Origin of the sequence: Dongia sp. (assembly GCF_041918875.1) — a bacterium.
GTDB lineage: Bacteria > Pseudomonadota > Alphaproteobacteria > Dongiales > Dongiaceae > Dongia.
The window spans coordinates 158,991-182,173 of record NZ_JAYRUV010000003.1; the positions used below are offsets into that span (position 1 = coordinate 158,991).

Consider the following 23,183-nt stretch of genomic DNA (forward strand, 5'->3'; position numbering starts at 1 on the left):
AGTGGATGGCCGGGTCAAGCCCGGGCATGACGCGTTAAAAAAATGTGGCCAACATAAAAAAAGTTTCGGCCAGCATAAAATGCCGTCATCCCCGGGCTTGACCCGGGGATCCACTCTTTCCAGCCGAAACTACATCGTCGCCCCGATCTGCCAGGGCACGAATTCATTGTCGCCGTAACCAAGCTGTTCCGACTTCGACTTTTCGCCCGAGGCCACGCGCAGGATCAGGTCGAAAATCTCCTGGCCCTTTTCCTGCACCGTGACGCCGTCCAGGATGTCGCCGCAATTGATGTCCATGTCCTCGACCATGCGCTGATACATCGGCGTGTTGGTGGCGAGCTTGATGGACGGCGTGGGCTTGCAGCCATAGGCCGAGCCGCGTCCCGTGGTGAAGCAGAGGATGTTGGCCCCACCCGCGACCTGCCCGGTGGCCGAGACCGGGTCATAGCCCGGCGTGTCCATGAAGACGAAGCCCTTCGCCGTCACGGCTTCGGCATATTCATAGACGGCGGTGAGGTTGGTGGTGCCGCCCTTGGCCGCCGCCCCCAGCGATTTTTCGAGGATGGTGGTGAGGCCGCCGGCCTTGTTGCCGGGCGAGGGATTGTTGTTCATCTCACCGCCATTCCTCGCGGCATAGGCTTCCCACCATTTGATGCGGGCGATCAGCTTCTCGCCCACCTCGCGGTTGACGGCGCGGCGCGTCAGCAGATGCTCGGCACCATAGATCTCCGGCGTTTCGGAAAGAATGCCCGTGCCGCCATGGCGGACCAGAATGTCGACCGCGGCACCCAGGGCCGGATTGGCGGTGATGCCCGAATAGCCGTCCGACCCGCCGCATTGCAAAGCAAGAATGAGTTCGGACGCCGAAATGGTTTCGCGCTTCACCGCATTGGCCTTGGGCAGCATTTCACTGATCGCCGCCACACCCGCCTCGATCGTCTTCCTGGTACCGCCCGTATCCTGGATGGTCATGGTGCGGAAGGTGTCGCTCTCGACGATGTTGTAAATCTCCTTCATGCGGCTGATCTGGAACACCTCGCAGCCCAGACCCACCAGCAGCACGCCGGCAAGGTTCGGGTTGGTGGCATAGCCCCATTGCGTGCGCTTCAATATGTCGAAGCCTTCGCCCTTCGCCGCCATGCCGCAGCCGGTCCCGTGGACGAAGGGGATGATGCCGTCGATATTGGGATAGTCCTTGAGGATGCCGGATCTGGTGACCGCCTCCGCCATGAAGCGCGCGACCGAAGCCGAGCAGTTCACCGAGGTCAGAATGCCGATATAGTTGCGCGTGCCCGACTTGCCATTGGCGCGGCGATAGCCCTGGAACGTGGCGCGGGCTTCAACCGGCAGCACCTCGTCATTGCGAGCGCCGGCCGCAAAGGCATAGTCGCGCTCGAATTCGCCCATGCTGGTATTGTGTTCATGCACCCAATCGCCGGGCGCGATCTCTTCCGTGGCAAAGCCGATGATCTGGCCGAATTTCAGTACCGGCGCGCCCGTGGCGATCGGCGCCACCGCCATCTTGTGCCCCCTTGTCACGCGCGCATTGGCGGCGATGCCGCCTGCAACAAGCGCCCCTTGGCTGATCTCATCGACCGCCACGACGACATTGTCTCGCGGCGAGAGGCGAATGGAGCGGGGTTCGGTGGCAACGGCGCTGAGCTGGCTCATTTGGCTTCCGCTTAAGTGAAAAAGAGGTTGCGTTTCATGGATTACATTCTAACATGTTAGTATGAATGTGAAAGCGGAATCCTACGGTTTCCTGGGCGACGTGCGCGGGGCCACGCGTGGCGGCGCCACCGCGCGTGTCGTGGCTGCCTTGCGCGAAGCCATTGTTTCACTTGAGCTTTCACCAGGCACGCAGTTGGACAAGAACGCGCTTTGCTTGCGCCTGGGCGTCTCCCGTTTCCCCGTTTCCGAAGCGCTCTCGCGCCTCCAGGCCGAAGGCCTTGTTGAAATCCGCCCGCAGAGCGGCACCATCGTCTCGCTCATCCGCCTGAGCGACGTGCGCGAGAATCTGTTCCTCCGCCGCGCGCTGGAAGCGGAAGCCGTCCGCTCGCTGGCTGCCGACATGCCGCCCGATGCATTGGCGGCGCTGCAGCGAAACATCCGCTATCAGAAATCGGCGGCACAAGCTGGCGATCCGGCCGGCTTCCACAAGCTCGATCTTGAATTTCACGAGATCATTTTCGCGGCCCTCGGTTTCGAGCGCGTGCGTGCAACCGTCGAAAGCGCCCGGCTCGGCCTCGACCGCATTCGCCGCCTGCTCGCCACCAAGCGCCGCCACAAGCTCACCTATGACGAACATGCAAAAATCGTCACCGCGCTCGCGGCCGGCGACGGCGATGCCGCCGCCGCCGCGATGATCGCGCATCTCGACGCCGTGATGAAGGAATTGCTGAGCCTGGCGGAGAAACAGCCGGAGATTTTCGCGGACAAGGCAAGCTTTCCAAAGGCAGTCTCACAAAACCCTCGCCCCCTCAGGGGGAGAGGGTAGGGTGAGGGGGCGGTAAAGCCAGTCAGTGGCGGCAGCCCCTCACCCCACCCCTCTCCCCGCAAATGCGGGGCGAGGGATGCAACGAAGACCGAGAAGAAGAATTTGCGAAGGGGAATGACATGAAATCCAGAATCTTCAAGGCGCCTTCCGGCGCCGAGATCCCTTTCACCGAGCTTGGCTTCGGCACGGCGCCCTTGGGCAATCTCTACCGCGCGCTCACCGAGGAGGAGGCGCAGGCGACCTGCGCTGCCGCCTGGGATGCCGGCATCCGCTATATCGATACGGCGCCCCTCTACGGCCTTGGCCTCTCCGAGACGCGCATCAACCATTTCCTGCGCGGCAAGCCCCGCGATTCCTATGTGCTCTCGACCAAGGTCGGCCGCCTGCTGCGGGCCTGCCCGCCCGAGAGCCGCACCGGCATCGGCAAATTCTTCGACACGCCCTCGCGCCGCGAAGTCTACGATTACAGCCATGACGGCATCATGCGCTCCATCGAAGCCTCGCTGGAGCGACTGGGGCTTGACCGGGTCGACATCCTCTTCGTCCACGATATCGATATCTTCAACCATAAGAGCGCCGCCGCCCGCGACGAGAAGGTCGCCGAACTGATGAAGAGTGGCTATGGCGCCCTCGTGAAGCTCCGCGACCAGGGTATCATCAAGGCGTTCGGCGCTGGCGTCAATGAATGGGAAGTATGCGAGATTCTGGCCCAGCAAGGCGATTTCGATATCTTCCTGCTGGCCGGCCGCTACACGCTTCTCGAACAGGAAGCGCTCAGTTCCTTCCTGCCGCTGTGCGAGCAAAGGAAGATCGGCATCGTCATCGGCGGCGCCTACAATTCCGGCATCCTCGCCAGCGGCGCCAGGCCCGGTGCCTTCTACAATTACGATCCGGCGCCGCAAGCAATCCTCGACCGCGTCGCTGGCATCGAGAAGATCGTCGCCGGCCATGGCGTGAAGCTGGTCGAGGCCGCCTTGCGCTTCCCGCTCGTGCATCCTGCCGTGGTCAGCGTCATTCCGGGCGCCAGCCGGCCCCAGGAAGTGGCGCTCAATATGCATACACTCGCAGCCGACATCCCATCGGCCCTGTGGGCGGACCTGAAGGCAAAGGGTTTCATCCGCGCCGAAGCTCCAGTGCCGCACGGTCTCGACCGGGGCGGCAAATGATGCGCGTCGATGCGCATCAGCATTTCTGGGCGATCGCGCGCGGCGATTACGGCTGGATGCATCTGAGCGACAAACTGGCTCCTCTGCGGCGCGATTTCTTTCCGGCCGATTTCGAAAACCACCGCGCCAAGTACAAGATCGACCGCACCGTGCTGGTGCAGGCGGGACCCAGTATCGAAGAGACCGAATATATGCTGGGCCTTGCCGACGCGACCGCCTGGATCGCCAAGGTCGTCGGCTGGGTCGATTTCGAGGTGGCCGATCATCGCCGCCATCTGGAGCGCTGGGCCAGGCACGGCAAATTCTCCGGCGTGCGACCCATGATCCAGGATATCGAGGACACCGACTGGATGCTGCGCCCTGATGTGCAATGGGGATACGCCGCTACTTGCGCGCTCGATCTCACCTTCGATGCGCTGGGCCTGCCGCGCCATCTCGACAATTTCCTGCGGCTCTTCGATCGCTATCCAAAAATGCGCGTGGTGATCGATCACGGCATGAAGCCCGCGATCCGCGATGACGGTTTCGACAATTGGGCCACCAAGATGTCCGCCATCGCCGAAAAGACCGGCGCCTATTGCAAACTCTCAGGGTTGGCCACGGAAGCCCACGACGGCTGGAACGCGGCGACGCTGCAGCCCTATGCCCAGCACATCATCGATAGCTTCGGCGCCGATCGGGTGATGTGGGGCTCCGACTGGCCCGTCATCAACCTCGCTGGCGGCTACGATGCCTGGGCAGCAGCGGCGGAAGAAATCGTCAAACCCGCCGACCGCGACGCCATCTTCGGCGGCACGGCGAAGGAGTTTTATCGGATTGGGTAGGGCATCGAATTTGAACGCCACCGCTGCGTTATACACATCTCCCTCTCCCCTCGCGGGAGAGGGTCGGGGTGAGGGGGCCTCACAGCGAACTGGATGCTACCGCCCCCTCGCCGCTCGCTGACGCTCGCTGCCTCTCCCGCGAGGGGAGAGGCTAAGGAAGAGGAAAACCACCGTGACCGACAGACTCTCCGGCAAGATCGCCCTCGTCACCGCCGCCGCGCAAGGCATCGGCGAGGCGACGGCGCGTGCCTTCGCGGCCGAAGGGGCGCAAGTGATCGCCACCGACATCTCCGCCCAGCAGCTCGAAAAGCTCAATGGCGTCCCTGGCATCCGCACGCGTTTGGTGGATGTCACCAAACAGGCGGCGATCGACGCCCTGGTGGCGGAAGAACCCCGCATCGACGTGCTCTTCAACTGCGCTGGCTTCGTCCATAACGGCACGATCCTCGATTGCGCCGAGAAGGACTGGGATTTCAGTTTCGATCTCAATGTGAAGTCGATGTACCGCCTGATCCGCACCGTACTGCCGGGCATGCTGGACCGTGGCAAGGGTTCGATCATCAACATGGCTTCCGTTGCCTCCTCGATGATCGCCGTCCCCAACCGCTTCGTTTACGGCACCAGCAAGGCGGCGGTGATCGGCCTTACAAAATCCGTGGCTGCCGATTTCGTGACCAAGGGCATCCGCTGCAACGCCATCTGCCCGGGCACCGTGGAATCCCCCTCGCTGCAGGACCGCATGCGCGCGCAAGGCGATTATGAAAAGGCGCGCGCGGCCTTCATCGCCCGCCAACCCATGGGCCGGCTGGGCACGCCGCAGGAAATCGCCGCCGCTGCTCTCTTTCTTGCCAGCGACGAATCTGCTTTGATGACTGGAACCGCTCTGGCCGTCGATGGCGGCTGGACGAATATCTGAGGCGGTGCCATCCACTTACGACGCGCGATGCAGCAAATAAGCCTTGCCGGCGTCGATTGAAGCGATGACACCCATGCGGCTGAGCGATGTCAGCACGGACTGCACTTTGGGCTCGGCCCGCTTGCCCTGACGGAACGTGGCCGCAATGGTGGCGGGCGATGCCGGACCGGGGGATGCGGCGAGTGCCGCCATGACGACAGCCGTCTGGCCCATATCGTCGCTGGGGAAGCTCGGCTTTTGCACGCGGTCGATGACGCCCACCAGATCCGCCTCGAACTGCTCCGCCTTGTCCGCCGGCGTGCCAAAGCGCTCGATCTGGTATTCGGGGCGCAGCCAACGCACCTCTCCCCGCGCTTCTTCGGCGCTGCGCGCCTTGTTGAGCGCGACAAGGCGCGCCAGCAGTTCATCATCTGACAAATTCGCCGGCCAGCCATAGGCGTCCGCCACGGCAAGATCCAACCGGTCGTGCAGTTCCTTGAGGATGAGGACCAGGCCGGTGTCGAAGATCAGCCGGTCCTCGTTCTCCAGCGCATCCGGCCTTGTGCCGGCGCGCAACTTCTCCAGCACGTTGTAGAGACCGGTCAAGGTCAGTTGCGGATGCGCTGCCAGAACGCGCTTGCGATGGGCGTCGATCTCCTCGGCGATGGCGCGAATCACCGATTGCTGAGTCTCGTTCGCGATCGGGAAGGGGAATGGGTCGAATGTTCGAGTTTTTGTGTAAACGGAGTCATTGCCCGCGCCCAGCCAACCGCCAGCACGTAACGACCAAACGATATGAATTCGCGCGCTAAGCACGCCGAGTATATAGGCGTCGCTTGCTGCAACAACGACCGACTTGTCATCACAGATGATGTCAGCCGGCAGAAACTGAAAAACGCGATGTCGAGCGGTATCGACCGTTGCAATGAATCGCGACTGGCCCGCGAGTGCGGGGCGCAGTTCCCTTCGCGGTTCTCCAAAGATCCACCAATTCTCTCGATAAGTTGCGCGATTGTTGGCGTCACGCTCGGGTTTCACTGTCGCGAGCAAGTGCTGATAGACTTCGGGAAATCTTCTACGAACGTCGTCAGCATTTAATCCAAACAGATCAATAACCATAAAGCCCCTTGACTTGGAGGCAAGATCCCGCCCATTGCGATATTCTCGAATATGTTGTTCCAATCCCGGCCGTTTGCCCAGGCCCAGGTACAACGCAGCTTGTGGCGTGACGATAAAGCCCCTCCCATGGAGCTTCACACCGTCGTGACAAATACCCAAGTTAGCATTGAGGGACGCTACCGTTGTCACGTCTACGCCGACCGTCAAATCAGAATTGATCGCGCCCACTCGATCGCTGAGTTCAATCGCGGGGGTGTCCGTGTCCAATGCCGCTTCACTTACGACTTCCCGCAGAACGCCCTCCTTGCTGCCGGGCTCTGCAACCGTCATGGCGATGCGGACGGCGGCGGCGTCTTTTCCGGCCTTGGTCCAGGGATGATCCGGGATCGCCATGATGAGCGATATCGGCTTCTTGGCCTTCAGATGACGCTCCATCACACGGCGCTGGAATACCTGGCTGATGGAATTCGTGGTCACCAGGCCAAAGCGTTTGAGCGCCGTTCCCTTGCGGGTCAGCAGGTTCGCGCAATGGTCCCACCAATACATGACGAAATCGGCACTCTCATTCATGTGCGAGTGCGCCGCCCACAAGGCCTCGGCTTTCTCATCGCCTAGCCTCGCGCGCAAATCCTTGCCGCCGATGAAAGGCGGATTGCCGACAATGAACTCGGCCGCGGGCCAGTCCGGGCGGTGCGGATGGCTGTAGGTATAGACGATCTCGCCATTGCGCAGGATCGGTTTCCCCTGCTCGTCCTTGGCCATCGTCTCGTTGGCGGCAAGGACGGCATCCATGCTCTGAATATTGTGAAACGCGCGCAGGATCGGCTCCGAAGGTGCTGCTCCCTTGGTGCGGAAATGCCATTGCAGATAGCCGATCCACAATACCAGCTCGGCAATCGCCGCCGCACGCGTGTTGACCTCCAACCCCAGAAATTGATGCGGGTCGACCGTATGACCCTCAAGTCCCAACAGCGCTTCTTGTCCGCCCAGGTCGGACAGCGCTTCCAGCACTTCGCCTTCCAGCCGCTTCATCAGCTCCAGCGACACATAGAGGAAATTGCCGGTGCCGCAGGCCGGGTCGAGAATGCGGATCTTGCACAGCTTGTCGTGATAGGCCTTGATCGTCCCGATGGCATCCTTGGCGCGCCCTTCGGACTTCTGTCGTTCCGCGGTGGAGAGTGCCTGATTCCATTCCTGCCGCAGCGGCTCGATCACGGTCGCGACCACCAGCCGTTCGACATAGGCGCGTGGGGTGTAATGGGCACCGAGCTTCTTGCGCTCAATGGTATCCAGCGCCTGTTCCAGCAGCGTGCCGAAAATGGCCGGTTCGACATCGCGCCAGTTGGCCCGTGCCGCTTCATACAATTCGCCGATTTCCTCGCGGCCGAGGGGCAGGGTGCCGCGCGACTTGAAAAATTCACCGTTGAATTTCCGTACCGTCGTTTCAAGCGCATAGGCAAACTTGCCCTGATCCATCGCCTCCCAAAGCTGGCCGACCATCTCACGGAATTTTTCCGGCTCTTTGCGACACCTGTCGAGGAGATCGCGGAACGAGTTCTTCGGTAGCAGTTCCACATCTTCGGCGAACATCGTGAACAGGCAGCGCATCAGGAACATCGCCACATTCTCTGGCGAGTGTTTGGCCTTCTCCAGCGATTTGGACACGGCCGCGAGGCGCCCGGCAATCTGCCGCGTCACATCGGCCGCATGGCGCGCTGGGTCGAGCGCCTGCGGGTCCGTCCAAATCTGCCGCAGCCTGTTCCGAATCTTCGCATCGCGCAGGTCTTCGAGGTAGAGTCGAAAGCCCTGGCGATCCGGAAACTGGGCGTAGTTCTTGCCCTGCCCGGAAAAATCCGCATAGACCTCGAAGCAGTGCCCGACATCGCAGACCAGAATGAAGGGCGGCCAACCATGGGACGTCGGCAATGCGCGCGCATAGCCTTCCGCCTGGCGGCGCGCGTTCATCATCAGCACGTCCCAGGCGCGCGCCGCCCCCCGCTTGCCGATAGCTGGCACCGATTTCGCCGCCGATTGTCCGGCGAACAGGTCAACCTGCCCGGCAATCTCCTTGGCACCGCCTTTTTGCCGGCTCTGTTTGGCTTCGAGGACGAAGCAGCCTTTTTTGTAAAGATCGATGCGGCGGGTGGTGAACGATCCCTCGCCACCCGGCTCCCGAACGGCGCGTTCGAAGACGTAGTCATTTTCTTCGGTCGACGCTGAAGCGGGTTGCGGTCGCGGCACGTCAAGGATGTCGCATAATTCCGTCAGGAACAGGCCATAATTTGCCCGTTCCTGTCCGCCCTCGCGGCCTTGCCAACGCGCGATGAAGGCGTCGATTGCTGCATGTTCGGCGTTGGAAGCCAATGCCCGGTCCCCGGTCTGCTCGTCCTGATTGTTGTGATGCATAGCATAGGAGTCTTGATTGGAACAGGCGGCGGCGGGTAGGTTAATTGGCGCATTCGGGCGAATCCGGTCAAGCTGGCTTTGTGACGCCCGGGCGGCGCTGTCCGCCAGATTCGCGGCCAAATTCCACGCCAGTTCTGAGGAACGCATGAAACTCCTACGCTATGGCGCCTCGGGCGCCGAGAAACCCGGCCTGCTCGATGCCCAAGGCAATATTCGCGATCTTTCGCAGCATGTTCCGGACATTGCCGGTGCCGTCCTCTCGCCGGACAGCCTGGCGCGGCTCAAAGCCATCGACCCCAATTCGCTGCCCAAGGTCGAGGGGCCGGTGCGCTACGGCGCCTGCGTGGGTTCGATCGGCAAGTTCATCTGCGTCGGCCTCAATTATTCGGACCATGCCAAGGAAACCGGCGCCGAGCCGCCCAAGGAGCCGATCCTGTTCATGAAGGCGACCAGCGCCGTGGTGGGGCCCAATGACAATGTGATGATCCCCAGGAATTCGCTGAAGACCGATTGGGAAGTGGAACTGGGCGTCGTCATCGGCCGCGAGGCGCGCTATGTCGATGAGAAGTCGGCCCTCGATTACGTCGCCGGCTATTGCGTCATCAACGACATTTCCGAACGCGCCTTCCAGATCGAGCGCGGCGGGCAATGGGTGAAGGGCAAATCCGCCGACACGTTCGGCCCCACCGGCCCCTGGCTGGTGACCAGGGATGAAGTGCCGGACCCGCAGAACCTCTCCATGTGGCTCGATGTCGACGAGAAGCGCTACCAGAACGGCTCCACCAAAACGATGATCTTCGGCGTGGCGCATCTCGTCCATTACATCTCGCAATTCATGAGCCTGCAGCCGGGCGATGTCATCTCGACCGGCACGCCGCCGGGCGTCGGCCTCGGGCAGAAGCCCAATCCGATCTATCTCAAGGCCGGCCAGGTCATGCGGCTTGGCATTGCTGGCCTTGGCGAGCAGCGCCAACAGGTCATCGCGACCCCGTAAGATGTTCCTCTCCTGCGGCTCAGCCCTGTTCGATTGTTTTTCGTCGCCGACCGGCAGCCCGGCTACCATTCGCCTGGATGGCCGGGCCGGCGGATCGCCGCTCAATATCGCCGTCGGCTTGGCGCGCCTGGGTCGGCGTGTCGGCTTCTTCACCAAGAATTCGACGGACATTTTTGGTCAGCGCATTCTGGCCTACCTCAAGCAGGAAGGCGTCGATACCAGCCTCATCGTGCCAACGGAACGGAACTCTACGCTGGCCATGGTCGAACTCGACCAAACCGGCAGTGCACGTTACGTCTTCTATACGGAAGGAACCGCCGACCGCTCCCTGACGCTGAATGAATTGCCGCCTCAATTGCCGGCCGAGATCCGGGCGGTTCATATCGGTTGCTATACGACCGCGACCGAGCCCAGCGCCACCGCTCTGGTTGCCTTGGCCAAGCGCGAAAGGGAGCGTCGCTTCATCTCTTATGACCCCAATGTGCGGCCATCGATCGTGACCGATCTCGATGTGTGGCGCGGCCGCATCGCCGCCATGTCCGGCACGGCGCATCTACTGAAGCTGAGTTCGGAGGATGCCGGGTTGCTCTTTCCGGGACAGTCGCTCGAACATCTGGCGCAGGATTGGATCCGTGCCGGCGTGCGCCTCGTCATCGTGACCAGAGGCGGCGAGGGGGCTTTGGCCTTCACCGGGCATGGCTGCAGCGCCTCGGTGCCCGGCATCCATGTCAATGTCGTCGATACCGTGGGTGCTGGCGATACGTTCCAGGCGGCAACGCTTGCCTGGCTCGACAAGCATGATGCGCTTGGATCGGCCGAAGCCGCCGATCTCGATTCCGATGCCTTGCGCTCTCTGCTATCCTTCGGGGCCAGGGCTGCCGCCATCACCTGCAGCCGGCGCGGCGCCGATCTGCCGTCCGCCGCCGACCTCAAGGACCTGCCATGACCTATCGCCTCTTCATCGACAGCGCCAATGCGGGCGACTGGAAAATCGGCCACGGCCGCGGCTGGCTCCATGGCGTCACCACCAACCCGCTCATCATTTCGCGCGCGGGCAAGCGCGTGGAATTGCCGACCGCCGCGCAACTCGCCGCCGACGTGCGCGAGGCCGGCATCGCCGAACTGCAATTGCAGGTGACCGGCCATGGTGCGGCGGACCTATTGGCCAGCGGCCGCGCCTTGCGCAATCTGTGGCACGGCGTCACCGTGAAGGTGCCGGCGACCGGCGCCGGTTTCGAAGCCGCCGCGGCACTCTGCCGCGAAGGCGTGCCGGTGACGATCACCGCCTGCTATACCGCCCATCAGACCATGCTCGCCGCCAGCATCGGGGCGCAATATGTGGCGCCCTATTATGGCCGCATGCTCGATGCCGGCATCGATGCCGACGGCCGGCTGGATGCCATGCAGTCGATCGCCGCCCGCCTCGGGAATTTGCGCGTGCTGGTCGCCAGCATCCGCTCGATCGATCAGCTGGAGACGCTCGCCGCGCGCGGGTTCGACACCTTCACGCTTACCCCGGCGCTGGCCGGACAGCTGGGCCAGGATGCCCAAAGCGACGCCGCGGCCGCCGATTTCATGAAGGCCGCCGAAACGAGCCTTAAATAGCCGTCGCGGGACGGCGAAAATCGGCCGACAGGCCGCTCCATCGCCCTTGAAGCTGAATATCCGTTCAATTCTTGAATGGATGTTCAGCTTCGTGTCTGCGGCAACCCTGTCATGGACATGACGCGGATCGAGGGCTAAAAGCTCGCCTCGCGGTCAGGTGTGAAGTGGAGTTGAAGTCCGATGTCGAATGCATTGCTGAACGGGCGCGCGGTCGCCGAGACCATGCTGGCGCAGAGCCGAACCCAGGTTGCCGATCTGAAGGCCGCCGGCTGGGCACCCAGGCTCTGCTCGATTTCAGTGGGCGATGTCAGTGCGGTGCATCTTTATGTGCGCAACCAGAAGCGCACCGCCGAGAAGGCCGACATCCAGTTCGACGAGATGCACTTTCCGGCGAATATCCAGCAGGAGCAATTGCTGGCGGCGATCCATGGCATGAATGCCGACCCGCGCGTCACCGGCATCATCCTGCAGCGCCCCGTCCCATCGCATCTCTCCATCAAGCAATTGCAGGGCGCCATCCATCCCTTGAAGGATGTCGAAGGCATGCATCCGGCCTCGATCGGCAATATCGTCTACAATGAATTGGAGCTTGGCCCCTGCACGGCCATGGCCTCGGTCGAATTGCTGCGCCAGACGGGCCTCGGCCTCGCCGGGCTGGAGGTCGTCGTCGTCGGCCATTCCGAAATCGTCGGCAAGCCCATCGCCTTCCTGCTGATGGCGGAGGGCGCCACCGTCACCGTCTGCCATCACATGACGCGCAACCTCTCGGTCCACAGCCGCCGCGCCGATGCGCTGTTCGTCGCCGTCGGCAAGCCGGGACTGATCAGTGCCGAGATGGTGAAACCGGGTGCCGCCGTCATCGATATCGGCATCAACCAGATCACCTTGCCCGACGGTTCGACCAAGGTGGTGGGCGATATCGATTTCGACTCCGTCGCCAAGATCGCCGGCTGGATCACCCCGGTTCCCGGCGGCGTCGGCCCGGTGACCGTCGCCGTGCTCATGCGCAACGCCGTTATCGGCGCCACGCGCCAGAAGAAGCATTACGAGAGTCTGTTCGGCCCGCAGGCCGAGTAGCTTACGCGGCCCGCGGTGCTGGCTTGCGCACCGTCATCACCAGGGCCGAGGCCACCAGGCACAGGGCGCCCGCGGCGAAGAAGGCCGGCAGGTAGGTTTCAAGCTCCGTTCGCGTCCAGCCGGCACCGTAGGCGGCCGCGGCGGCGCCCAGCTGATGCGCGGCGAAGACCCAGCCGAAGATGAGATTGGCGCGTTCGCGGCCAAAGCGTTCCGCGCACAGCTTCACCGTCGGTGGCACCGTGGCGATCCAGTCGAGGCCGTAGAACATCGCGAAGATGGAGAGGCCGAAGAAGCTGAAATCCGACACCGGCAGATAGAGCAGCGACAGGCCCCGGAGGCCGTAATACCAGAAGAGCAGCCAGCGATTGTCATAGCGGTCCGAGAGCCAGCCGGACGCCACCGTGCCGATGAAGTCGAAGACGCCCATCATGGCGAGGAGATAGCCGCTGGTCTGCTCGGGAATGCCGAAATCGAGGCAGAAGGGGATGAGATGTGGCTGAATGAGGCCGTTGGTGCTGGTGCCGCAGATGAAGAAGGTGAAGGCCAGCACCCAGAACACCCAGCTGCGCGCCGCATCGCGCAATGCGTGGAGCGCCGCGGTGGCGATCGACGTCGCGGCGACACCCGGCGGCGGGCCGGCCGTCGCCACTGTGGTTTCGCCATAGGCGGCAAGGCCCAGATCGCCCGGCCGGTCGCGCATCAAGGCCAGCACGACCAGCGCGGTGACACCCAGCAGCAGCACCAGAAGCCCCACCGACCAGCGCCAGCCCGCCGCCTCGGCGATATGCAGGAGGAGTGGGATGAAGACCAGCTGCCCGGTCGCGGCACTGGCGGTGAGAAAGCCCACCACCAGGCCGCGCCTGTGCGTGAACCAGCGCGCCGCCACCGTGGCGCCCAGCACCATTGCCGTCATGCCGGTGCCAAGGCCCAGGACGAGACCCCACAGCAGGACCAGGTGCCAGACTTCGGTCATGCCGAGCGAGAGCAGCAGGCCGATGGCGATGAACGCCAGCGAGGTGAGAATCATCCGCCGCACGCCGAACTTGTTCATGAGGGCTGCGGCGAATGGTCCCATCAATCCGTAAAGCACCAGGCGCACGGCGAAGGCGCTGGAAATTTCCGAATTGGTCCAGTCGAATTCGCGCTGCAGGGAGACGAGCAGGATGGCCGGGCCGCCGATGGCGCCGGCCGTGACGAACATGGTGAAGAATGTGGTCCCAGCGACAACCCAACCGTAATGAATCTGCCGGCGCGCCAGAGCGGCGGCGAGAGCGTTCGAAATCATGCATGCATCCTGCAGGTGAAACCGATGCGCCAAAGAGAAAGGGTATGGCGGAACGCGACAAGTACGCGGATTGGACCTGTGCCATATTTGCCTTGCGGTTAATTATGACGACAATCATGATTAGGCTCAAGTGCCGATTGCTGCTCCGCCCGAGGAAAGTCGAATGAGAGTGACGCGGGAGAAAGCCGCTGCGCATCGCGCGGCCATCGTGAAGGCCGCCGCCGACCTGTTCCGCGCGCGCGGGCTGGACGGCGTGGGTGTCGCCGAGATCATGCAGGCGGCGGGCCTGACCCATGGCGGATTCTACGGCCATTTCAAATCGAAGGATGCGCTGGCGGCGGAAGCCTGCCGGGCCGCCTTCGACGAAGGGCTGGCACGCGTCGCGCAGGATCATGACCTTGCTGCTTATGTGACGAACTATTTCACGACGACGCATCGCGACCGCCGCGACGGCGGCTGCCCGATGGTGTCGCTGGGCAGCGAAATCTCGCATCAGGAAATCGAGGTGCAGGAGAAATTCGCCGAGGGCGTCGCGGCCTACCTTGCCGGTATCGAAAAGCTGCTGAGCCGGACCGGCGAGGGCAAGAACCCGGTACAGATCCGCTCCCAGGCGATCGGCATCGTCGCTGCCTTGGTGGGCGGCATGATCCTGGCGCGCGCCACGGCGGAAGCCAGGCCGGACCTCTCGGCGGAAATTCTCGACACCCTGCCGGCGTCGCTGGCCCGGAAAGTGGCCGGCAAATAGCCCCCGCCCAATTCCGTATCGACTGCATTGCCTTTGCCGCTCCGATAGCCTTATCTGTGCGCCGGCGCGCATATAAGCGCCAGGCAAGGATCGAAGGAGATTTATCTTGAGCGGCAATGTGTTCCGGGGCTGCATCCCGGCGTTGATGACCCCCTGCAAGCCCGACCGCACGCCGGATTTCGCGGCCTTGGTGAAGAAGGCGCAGGAATTGATCCAGACCGGCATGTCGGCCGTGGTCTATTGCGGCTCGATGGGCGATTGGCCGCTGCTTACCGACGAGCAACGCATGGAAGGGGTGGAAAAGCTGGTGAAGGCCGGCATTCCGGTCATCGTCGGCACCGGCGCGCAGAACCCGGTCCGCGCCGCTTCCCTCGCGGCCCATGCCAGACACGTGGGCGCCAAGGGACTGATGATCATTCCGCGCGTGCTGTCGCGCGGGCCGGTGGTGGCCGCCCAGCGCGCGCATTTCGCCGGCATCCTGGAAGCGGCAGTCGATCTGCCGTCGGTCATTTACAACAGCCCCTATTACGGCTTCGAGACCAGGGCGGACCTCTTCTTCGATCTGCAGGCCAAGTATCCGCACCTGGTCGGCTTCAAGGAATTCGGCGGCGCCGATTCGCTGAGCTACGCCGCCCAGCACATCACCGGCCGCGACAGGTCACTGACGCTGATGGTCGGGGTCGATACGCAGGTTTTCCATGGCTTCGTCAATTGCGGTGCGGCCGGCGCCATTACCGGCATCGGCAATGTGCTGCCCAGACATGTGCTGCATCTGATTGAGCTCTGCGAGAAGGCCGCGACCGGCGATGCCGTCGCCCGCAAGCAGGCCCAGGAACTGGAAAGCGCCCTCATGGTGCTCTCGACCTTCGACGAAGGGCCGGACCTCGTTCTCTTCTACAAATACATGATGGTGCTGGAAGGCAGCCCGGAATTCACGCTGCACTTCAATGCCAGCGACGAGCTTTCGGCCAGCCAGAAGCATTTCGCCGAAAGCCAGTTGAAGCTGTTCAAGAGCTGGTATGCGAATTGGGAAGGGAAGAAGTAGGCGGAGCGCCGCGAGCGCTCTTTCGCTGATTCATTCTTTTGGCAAGTCATGAGCGGTCGATCACGAGCAAGCCGGCGGCGGCGATCATCACCATGCCGATGATGGTGGCGCCGTCCGGCGTCTGCGAAAACATGACGAAGCTCCAGAACGCGGCGAACACCAAATAGCTGTAGTCAAAGGTGGCGATGACCGAGGATGGGGCCGACTGGTAGGCCTTCGCGAGTCCCAGGCTGATTGCGACCATGAGGACAGCCAGCAAAGCGACGATGCCCCATTCGCGCGCAGCCATCGCCACCCAATGACCGAGCAGGAACGGATAGACGGCAGCCTGATCGGGGCTTGGCTGCCAAAGGTAGATGACGGCAGAAGCCGCCAGGCCGACGGCCAGAAGCGATAGGTTCACCGCGAGAGCGAGCGCCATCGGCGTTTCCGTGCTGCATCTGGTCCGCGTCATGATGGCCGCCAGAGCATAGAGCATGGCCGCGACGATGGGAATGGGGGCGAGAGGCGAGAAACCTTCGGCTGCCGGGCGGAGAATGACAAGAACACCGATGAAGCCAAGGCAGATCCCAGCCCATTGCCGCCGCGTCACCTTTTCGCGCACGAACAAAGCGGAAAACAACGCGATGAACAGTGGCGCCGTGTAGAGCGCTGCCGCGATGACGGGCAGGCTGAGCACGGGGGCTGCCGCGTAGATGGCGATATACATCAAAGCGAGCAGCATTCCGCGCAGGAACGCCCATCTTGCCGAATGGAACGCCATGGAGCCGGCCCGGCCTTGCCACGAGGCGATGGCAACCAGAACCGGCAATACCATGAGGGAGCGCAGGACATAGATCTGCCAAAGCGGAAAGGCCGCGCTGGCAAATTTGACCACCGCATCGGCGAAGGACATGGCGAACACCGTCAGTATGATGATGACGATGCCTGTCTGAACTTTCGTAAGCGCGGCGGTTCCGGGTCGCTTGATGCTGTCCTGGGTCATTGGCTGATGGCTCCGGTCGGTGTCACAACGTCACCCAGCCTGCCGGATGGATCTAGCCAGATATACTCACTTGTCAGTATACTTTGGAGATGGCGCGCAATTCCAACGAGACCCGACGCCGCCTGGTTGAGGCGGCAGACAAGCTGTTCTACGGCCAGGGTATCCAGGCCGTGGGGGTGGATGCCGTGGCGCAGGCCGCCGGTGTCACCAAGCGCACGCTCTACTATCACTTCAAGAGCAAGGACGATCTCATCGCCGCCTATCTCGATGCACGCGACCTGCCGACGCTGGGCCGCTATCAGGGTGTCGTTGCGCAGGATGTTTCAAACGGGCCGGCGGCGCCGGCGGCAGAGCAGATCGCGCGGATCTTTGCGCAGATGGAAGCAAATGCCCGGAACAAGGAATGGAAGGGGTGCAGCTTCGTGCGAGCCGCCAGTGAATTCGCGGCTTTGGTTGGTCATCCGGCGCGCGTCGCGGCGGCAAAGCATAAGAAGCGTTTCGAGGACTGGCTTCTGGAATTGCTGCGCGCCGAGGGCGTTGAGGATGCTGCAATGCTCGCGCGACAGATCATGATCCTGTTCGACGGTGCGGTAACGCAGATTCTCATCCACCGCGATACGAGTTATGCCCGGTCGGCAGGTGCCGCCGCGCAGTCTCTGCTGCGTGCCTATCAGAAGGCCAACCCGCCACGCCCGTCGCCGCGGAAGCCAGCATCGCGCAGGGCCTGACCCTCAATCATAAAGCACATGCGGCAACCACAGCCCGATGTCTGGGAACAGATAGAGCAGGAGCATGGCCAGGACCTGGATCAGCATGAAGGGGATCATGCCGGCGAAGATCTGATTGAGGGTCACGTGGGGTGGGGCGACGCCTTTCAGGTAGAAAGCGGCCATCGCCACGGGTGGCGAGAGGAAGGCGGTTTGCAGATTGAGCGCCACCAGCAGGCCGAAGAAGAGCGGGTCGATGTCGAAATGACCCAGCAGTGGAATGAAGATCGGCATGAAGATGACGATGATCTCGGTCCATTCCAGCGGCCAGCCCAGGATGAAGATGATGACCTGGGAGAGCAGCATGAATTGGATGGGCGTCAGATCCATGCCCAGCACCCATGTCTCGATCAGTTCCTGGCCGCCCAGAAGTGCAAACGCGGCCGAGAAGATCGAGGAACCGACGAACAACCAGCAGACCATGGCGGAGGTCTTGGCCGTGAGAAAGACCGATTCCGTCATCACCCGCCGCGAGAGCTGGCGGTAGAGGAAAGCCAGCAGCACGCCACCCAGGGCGCCGATGGCGGCGGCCTCGGTCGGCGTCGCGAGGCCGAAGACGATCGTGCCCAGCACTGCCAGGATCAGCAGGCTTAAGGGAACGAATGATTCCAGCAGCAGGCGGTAGATCTGGTAGCGCTGAAAATTGAGCAAGGCATAAAAGACGAGAAGGCACAGGCAGCCGAAGCCGAACACCCACCAGTAAGCATTGGGTGCCGGAGCGCGTCGGGCCGCGGCGTTCCCTGAATCCCGCACCGGTGCGGCTTGGCTTGCAGCGGGTTCTTCGGGCGTGGCGAGGGGTTCGGTTTCGGCACCTGGCGGCTCGGCAAGGCCGCCTTCCTCGCCCGGTGGCTCGGCCAAATCGCCTTCCATCGGCGGTTCGGCCAGATCGCCGCTGTAATCGCCGCCTTCCTCGGCACCGATTTCGACCAGCCCGCTTTCGGCCAGATCGGCCGGCGCCGTGACGCCGCGATAGATCAGGCCCATGAGCAGGATGAAGGTGAGTAGCGGCATCGCCAGCAGCAACACTTCGCGCCAGATGCCGCGCCCGGATGCAGCACCTTTCCCGCCGAGGAAAGCGGCGCGCAGAATGGCGATCGGCGCCCAGGGCCGCCGTTGCTCGGCGGCGACAGCGGCCAATAGCGGAGACAGCGTCACCCGGCGCTCGGACTTGGGCAGCGGCGGAGCAAGGTCGGGCTTCAGCCAGCTCAGGAGAATGACGCCGCCGATATAGAGCGCGGTCAGCATCAGGCCCGGAAAGAAGGCGCCGGCATAAAGCTGCACGACGGAGACGCCGGCCGTGGCGCCATAGACGATGAGCAGCACCGAGGGCGGAATGAGAATGCCGAGACAGCCGCCGGCCGTGATCACGCCGGCGGAAAGGCGGATGTCATAGCCCGATTTCAACATGGCGGGGAGGGCGAGCAGCCCCATGAGTGTCACGACGGCGCCGACGATCCCGGTCGCAGTCGCAAAGATGGCGCAGGTGACCAGGGTCGCCACGGCGAGCGAGCCCGGCAGCCAGGCGGTGGCGAGGTGCAGGCTGGTGAACAGGCGCTGGATGAGGTTGGCGCGTTCGACCAGATAACCCATGAAGACGAAGAGGGGAACGGAGATGAGGACGTCGTTCGTCATAACGCCGTAGGTGCGCTGTACCATCAGGTCCAGCGTGTGGCGCAAATCGAAATCGAAGGCGATCCAGGTGAAGATCATGCCCATGCCCATCAGGGTGAAGGCGGTCGGGAAGCCCAGCATGATGGTGACGACGACCAGCGCCAGCATGAGGAGGCCGAGATGGCCGCGCGTCATGTCGCCGGGTGCCGGCAGGATCAGTGCGGTGCCGACCAGGATGATGGCCATCAGGACGAGGCCGAACCACAATTCCTTTCTCATGAACCGGGTCCATCTTTCTTGTCGTGATCGGCGATCACATATTTGTCGAGGGCGGCGATGTCCGCGTCGCTGACATGCACCATCTCCTTCAGCTTCTCGACATCGACTTCCTCCACATCGCTGGCGCGCCGCGGCCATTTGCCGTCCTGGAGGCAACGGATGCAGCGCGCGATTTCGACGATGCCTTGCAGCAGCAAAAGAGCGCCCGCGATCGGGATAACCGCCTTGAATGGGTAGATCGGCGGACCGTCGGCCGAGATCGAGGAATGTTCGTCGATGATCCAGGATTCGCCGGCATAGACCCAACCGGCCCAGACCATGGCGACGATGCCCGGCACGAAGAACAGGATATAGAGGACAAGGTCGATCGCCGCCTGCAGGCGCGCGGGGAAGAAACCGTAGAGCACGTCGCCGCGCACATGCCCGCCATGGGCCAGCGTATAGGCACCGGCCATCATGAAGAGAAGCCCGTAGAACATGGCCGAAACGTCGAACACCCAGGCGTGCGGCGCGCCTAAGGCGTAGCGCGAGAAGACTTCGTAGCTGATCATCAGCGTGAGCGCCACAATGGCCCAGGCGCAGGCGCGCCCGGACCAGGTGCTCAGCCCGTCGATGAAGTTAAGGGCTTTCCCCATGCGCAACATTCCATTCAGACAAAGCGAAGGGATCGGCGTCCGGCTGCTGTCTTCGGGCGCCGATCCCAGTCATTTCCGATCGGTTCTCAGGACATGTCCCAGAATCAGGCCATGCCGCAGAATCAGGCCTTGCCGAAGAAGTGGTTGTAGGCCATGCGGAAATTCACCAGCGTGTCGTTCTGCCAGCGGACCGTCCGCTCGGCATAGGCACGTTGCGAGTCCAGCACCTTCTTGAACATCGGGTTTTCCGCCGATTTCGCCTCGATGATCTTGCTCCAGGCATCGAGCTGCGCGGTGAGGATGGCGTCCGGCGTCTTGTAGAATTTGACGCCGTCGGCCTTCAGCGCCTCGTAATCCTTCGAATAGCGGTCGATCGCCTTCCAGGACATGTCCGCCGAGGAAGCCTGCGCCGCGTGATCGATGACGGAACGCAGATCCTCGGGCAGGGCGTCGTATTTCGCCTTGTTGAACAGAATCTCGAACTGCTCCGAGCATTGGTGAAAGCTCTGCAGCATGCAGATTTTCGAGACATCGGGGAAGCCCAGGATTTTGTCGGAGGTGGCGTTGTTGAATTCCGCGGCATCGAGCAGGCCGCGATCCATCGCCGGCACGATCTCGCCGCCCGGTAGCGCATTCACAGCGGCGCCGAGCGCCGTGAAGATGTCGATCGACAGGCCGACGGTGCGGAATTTCAGGCCCTTGAGGTCGTCGGCCTTGGCGACCGGCTTCTTGAACCAGCCCAGGGGCTGCGTGGGCATCGGACCGTAAAGATACGAGACCACGTTCATGTTGAGGCTGGAATAAATCTCCTGCTGCAGATCCCGGCCGCCGCCGTAATAGTGCCAGGCAAGCAGCATGTTGGGATCCATGCCGAAGGCCGGGCCCGAACCCCACAAAGCGAGCGCCGAGTTCTTGCCGTACCAATAGGCGATGACGCCATGGCCGCCATCGAGCGTTCCGCTGCTCACCGCATCCAGCAGGTCGAAGGCCTTCACCACGGCGCCCGACGGCAGGACATCGATCTTCAGCCGGCCGCCCGACATGGAATTGACCTTGGCCGCGAAATCGAGCGCGTATTCGTGGAAGATATCCTTGGCGGGCCAGGTGCTCTGCCACTTCATGGTGATGGGATCTTGGGCGCGCGCCACATTGGGGGCGGCGAGAGCGGCGGCACCGACGCCGGCACCTGCGGCGGCGCCGAGGAACTTGCGGCGCGATTGATCGGTCAGGGTGGTCTTATCCCGCTTCTTCATGATCTCCCTCCCAGGTTATGGATTTTCGTTGCTGTCTAGCTCCTCAACGCATGATCGGCCGGTCCTTGGGTGCCGGTCTTCTTGAACGGTGTAAAAAGACTAGAGCGCCGGCCGGACAGGGTCGAGCGGTAATGAGTCGCGCGTGCTTAAGACGAAAGTCTATGCAAGTCGCAGCAAAACTCTGCTGCAGTGCCGTGACGAAGGGGGGATGGTGGGCGCGACAGGGATTGAACCTGTGACCCCTACCATGTCAAGGTAGTGCTCTCCCGCTGAGCTACGCGCCCGCCTGACCTGCGGCCGGCCCCCTGGATTCCGGGGGTGGCACACGCTCGAACTGGCTTGGTGTGGGATGGCCAGTTCGGTCGGCGGGTGGCGAAATAGCATCCTCGTACCTGGAATGCAAGCCTTCCCCCGATCGCCCACGATTTCCGCATGGTTTCGAAGGAGATAGGCTGGCAGGCCCAGCGCAAAAATCGGCCTCGGCCGGCGTCGGCGCTCGTGACAGGGCCGCCAAAAATCACTAAATCTGGGCTGGATGCCAAACGGTGACTTTCATCGCGAGCCGGCCAGCACTGCGACACAGCTCGATTCCGTCGCTTCTGGCGAAGCCATCCTCAACCTGGTCCGCCCCCTGGCGTGGCGGGCCCCGGTGATTGTCGCCTCGCCGCATTCGGGTCAATCCTACCCGCCGGAGTTCCTGGCCAGCGCCGGCCTCAGCCGGCAGGAACTGCGCCTTTCCGAAGATTGTTATGTCGACGAGCTGGTGGCGGCCGCCCCGGATCTTGGCGTGCCGCTGCTGGCTGCCCTCTTTCCCAGGAGCTTCTGCGACGTCAACCGCGAGCCGCTGGAGCTCGACCCGGCGATGTTCAGCGACCGCCTGCCGGAAGGAGCCAATACCGCCTCCCCGCGCGTGGCGGCGGGCCTGGGCGTGGTGCCGCGCCTGGGCGCCAACGACCGCGAGATCTATCGCCGCAAGCTCTCCTTCGCCGAGGCAGAGGCGCGGCTGGCGCGCTATTACCGGCCCTATCACGCGGCGCTCAATGCCTTGTGCAGCGAGGCGATGGCGCTGTTTGGCGTCTGCCTCGTGCTCGACTGCCATTCCATGCCCTCGGTCGGCGGACCGCACGATTCGCGCCATGCCGGCAACGGGCGGGTCGATTTCGTGCTGGGCGATTGCTTCGGCGCCTCCTGCGCGTCGGCGGTCACCGCCGCGATCGATGCCTATCTGCGTGCCGGCGGGGCCAACATGCGCCGGAACAGCCCTTATTCGGGCGGATTCGTGACTCAGCATTACGGCCGGCCGGCCACCGGAATCCATGTCCTGCAGCTGGAGATCAACCGGGCCCTCTATGTGCATGAACGGTCGCTGGAGCGCAGCGCCGGCTTTGCCGCCGTGCAGGCCACCATGACCGGACTCATCACCATGCTGAGCGAAAAGGCGGCGGAGCTGTTGAAGGAATGAACGCATTTCCGATCCGCCCGGCGGTGGCGGAAGATCTGGCCGCCATCCAGCGCATCTATGCGCACCACGTCTTTACCGGCCTTGCCAGTTTCGAGGAAATTCCACCCGACCTTGCCGAGATGGGCCGGCGCTGGCAGGCGATCGCCGGGGCCGGGCTGCCTTATGTCGTGGCGGCCGACGCCATGGGCGAGATCGCCGGCTATGCCTATGCAGGCCCCTATCGCCCCCGGAGCGCCTATCGTTTCACGGTCGAGGATTCGATCTATCTGGACCCCCGCTTCGTGGGCAAGGGGCTGGGGCGGGCGCTGCTGGCGCGCCTGATTGCGGATGCCACCGCCAGCGGGAAGCGGCAGATGATCGCGGTGATCGGCGATTCGGCCAACCAGGCTTCGATCGGCGTCCACAAGGCGCTGGGATTCGAAATGACCGGCACGTTCCACGGCATCGGCCTCAAATTCGGCCGTTGGGTGGATACGGTTCTGATGCAGCGCGGCCTTGGTGACGGCGCTTCTACTGCTCCGACAAATTAACGA

20 protein-coding genes and 1 tRNA gene are annotated in these 23,183 nt (G+C 62.9%); 13 read left to right on the top strand and 8 right to left on the bottom strand.

The window, feature by feature from the left end; genetic code table 11:
- Nucleotides 1-129 precede the first annotated feature (129 nt).
- A complete protein-coding gene (locus ACE3TY_RS04420) occupies nt 130-1,671 on the bottom strand; it encodes a UxaA family hydrolase (RefSeq protein ID WP_374651260.1) in 1,542 nt (513 codons plus the stop codon).
- Between the two features lie 61 nt (nt 1,672-1,732).
- Between ACE3TY_RS04420 and ACE3TY_RS04425 the strand changes: the two genes are divergently transcribed.
- From ACE3TY_RS04425 to ACE3TY_RS04440, 4 genes are all read left to right on the top strand, one after another.
- The gene (locus ACE3TY_RS04425) at nt 1,733-2,497 is read left to right on the top strand and encodes a GntR family transcriptional regulator (protein WP_374651262.1); all 765 of its coding nucleotides are present in this window, start codon (nt 1,733-1,735) and stop codon (nt 2,495-2,497) included.
- A gap of 119 nt (nt 2,498-2,616) precedes the next feature.
- Entirely contained in the window at nt 2,617-3,663 is a 1,047-nt protein-coding gene (locus ACE3TY_RS04430; protein ID WP_374651264.1) for an aldo/keto reductase, read from the top strand.
- Nucleotides 3,660-4,487, top strand: a complete 828-nt coding sequence (locus ACE3TY_RS04435) for an amidohydrolase (RefSeq protein ID WP_374651266.1) — start codon at nt 3,660-3,662, stop codon at nt 4,485-4,487. The genes ACE3TY_RS04430 and ACE3TY_RS04435 overlap by 4 nt, the downstream gene beginning before the upstream one ends.
- A gap of 172 nt (nt 4,488-4,659) precedes the next feature.
- Nucleotides 4,660-5,403: an SDR family oxidoreductase gene (locus tag ACE3TY_RS04440; protein ID WP_374651267.1), complete on the top strand. Its 744-nt coding sequence runs from the start codon at nt 4,660-4,662 to the stop codon at nt 5,401-5,403.
- Nucleotides 5,404-5,418: 15 nt separating this feature from the next.
- Here ACE3TY_RS04440 and ACE3TY_RS04445 read toward each other — a convergent pair whose 3' ends face one another.
- A complete protein-coding gene (locus ACE3TY_RS04445; protein ID WP_374651268.1) occupies nt 5,419-9,054 on the bottom strand; it encodes a class I SAM-dependent DNA methyltransferase in 3,636 nt (1,211 codons plus the stop codon).
- On the opposite strand from ACE3TY_RS04445, the gene ACE3TY_RS04450 reads away from it, so the two are divergent.
- From ACE3TY_RS04450 to ACE3TY_RS04465, 4 genes are all read left to right on the top strand, one after another.
- The gene (locus ACE3TY_RS04450) at nt 9,053-9,901 is read left to right on the top strand and encodes a fumarylacetoacetate hydrolase family protein (protein ID WP_374651270.1); all 849 of its coding nucleotides are present in this window, start codon (nt 9,053-9,055) and stop codon (nt 9,899-9,901) included. The two genes, ACE3TY_RS04445 and ACE3TY_RS04450, sit on opposite strands and share 2 nt — an antisense overlap.
- A 1-nt stretch (nt 9,902) precedes the next feature.
- A complete protein-coding gene (locus ACE3TY_RS04455) occupies nt 9,903-10,847 on the top strand; it encodes a carbohydrate kinase (RefSeq protein ID WP_374651272.1) in 945 nt (314 codons plus the stop codon).
- Nucleotides 10,844-11,506: a transaldolase family protein gene (locus tag ACE3TY_RS04460; RefSeq protein ID WP_374651273.1), complete on the top strand. Its 663-nt coding sequence runs from the start codon at nt 10,844-10,846 to the stop codon at nt 11,504-11,506. The genes ACE3TY_RS04455 and ACE3TY_RS04460 overlap by 4 nt, the downstream gene beginning before the upstream one ends.
- Before the next feature lie 180 nt (nt 11,507-11,686).
- Nucleotides 11,687-12,583 carry a bifunctional 5,10-methylenetetrahydrofolate dehydrogenase/5,10-methenyltetrahydrofolate cyclohydrolase gene (locus tag ACE3TY_RS04465; protein WP_374651275.1) on the top strand — a complete coding sequence of 299 codons (897 nt, stop codon included), beginning with the start codon at nt 11,687-11,689 and terminating at the stop codon, nt 12,581-12,583.
- Nucleotide 12,584: 1 nt separating this feature from the next.
- Here the strand turns inward: ACE3TY_RS04465 and ACE3TY_RS04470 are convergent, their stop codons facing one another.
- On the bottom strand, nt 12,585-13,868 hold the full coding sequence (locus ACE3TY_RS04470; protein ID WP_374651277.1) for an MFS transporter: 1,284 nt from the start codon (nt 13,866-13,868) through the stop codon (nt 12,585-12,587).
- A gap of 163 nt (nt 13,869-14,031) precedes the next feature.
- On the opposite strand from ACE3TY_RS04470, the gene ACE3TY_RS04475 reads away from it, so the two are divergent.
- Nucleotides 14,032-14,613, top strand: a complete 582-nt coding sequence (locus tag ACE3TY_RS04475) for a TetR/AcrR family transcriptional regulator (RefSeq protein ID WP_374651278.1) — start codon at nt 14,032-14,034, stop codon at nt 14,611-14,613.
- A gap of 106 nt (nt 14,614-14,719) precedes the next feature.
- Nucleotides 14,720-15,658, top strand: coding sequence for a dihydrodipicolinate synthase family protein (locus tag ACE3TY_RS04480; RefSeq protein WP_374651279.1), 939 nt, complete (start codon nt 14,720-14,722; stop codon nt 15,656-15,658).
- A 46-nt stretch (nt 15,659-15,704) separates the two neighbouring features.
- Here the strand turns inward: ACE3TY_RS04480 and ACE3TY_RS04485 are convergent, their stop codons facing one another.
- Entirely contained in the window at nt 15,705-16,643 is a 939-nt protein-coding gene (locus ACE3TY_RS04485; protein WP_374651281.1) for a DMT family transporter, read from the bottom strand.
- Nucleotides 16,644-16,732: 89 nt separating this feature from the next.
- On the opposite strand from ACE3TY_RS04485, the gene ACE3TY_RS04490 reads away from it, so the two are divergent.
- Nucleotides 16,733-17,371: a TetR/AcrR family transcriptional regulator gene (locus ACE3TY_RS04490; protein ID WP_374651283.1), complete on the top strand. Its 639-nt coding sequence runs from the start codon at nt 16,733-16,735 to the stop codon at nt 17,369-17,371.
- 3 nt (nt 17,372-17,374) lie between these two features.
- Here the strand turns inward: ACE3TY_RS04490 and ACE3TY_RS04495 are convergent, their stop codons facing one another.
- The 4 genes from ACE3TY_RS04495 to ACE3TY_RS04510 form a co-directional block, all read right to left on the bottom strand.
- Nucleotides 17,375-19,300 (bottom strand): TRAP transporter large permease subunit, encoded by a 1,926-nt coding sequence (locus ACE3TY_RS04495; protein WP_374651285.1) that lies wholly within the window; start codon nt 19,298-19,300, stop codon nt 17,375-17,377.
- Nucleotides 19,297-19,935 (bottom strand): TRAP transporter small permease subunit, encoded by a 639-nt coding sequence (locus tag ACE3TY_RS04500; protein ID WP_374651287.1) that lies wholly within the window; start codon nt 19,933-19,935, stop codon nt 19,297-19,299. Before ACE3TY_RS04500 ends, ACE3TY_RS04495 begins: the two co-directional genes overlap by 4 nt.
- Before the next feature lie 122 nt (nt 19,936-20,057).
- Entirely contained in the window at nt 20,058-21,188 is a 1,131-nt protein-coding gene (locus ACE3TY_RS04505) for a TRAP transporter substrate-binding protein (RefSeq protein WP_374651289.1), read from the bottom strand.
- Between the two features lie 209 nt (nt 21,189-21,397).
- Nucleotides 21,398-21,472 (bottom strand) — tRNA-Val (locus tag ACE3TY_RS04510).
- Between the two features lie 251 nt (nt 21,473-21,723).
- On the opposite strand from ACE3TY_RS04510, the gene ACE3TY_RS04515 reads away from it, so the two are divergent.
- Both ACE3TY_RS04515 and ACE3TY_RS04520 read left to right on the top strand, forming a co-directional pair.
- Nucleotides 21,724-22,650, top strand: a complete 927-nt coding sequence (locus tag ACE3TY_RS04515; protein WP_374651291.1) for an N-formylglutamate amidohydrolase — start codon at nt 21,724-21,726, stop codon at nt 22,648-22,650.
- Complete coding sequence (locus tag ACE3TY_RS04520; protein ID WP_374651293.1) at nt 22,647-23,180, top strand: N-acetyltransferase family protein; 534 nt, start codon at nt 22,647-22,649, stop codon at nt 23,178-23,180. Before ACE3TY_RS04515 ends, ACE3TY_RS04520 begins: the two co-directional genes overlap by 4 nt.
- Nucleotides 23,181-23,183 lie beyond the last annotated feature (3 nt).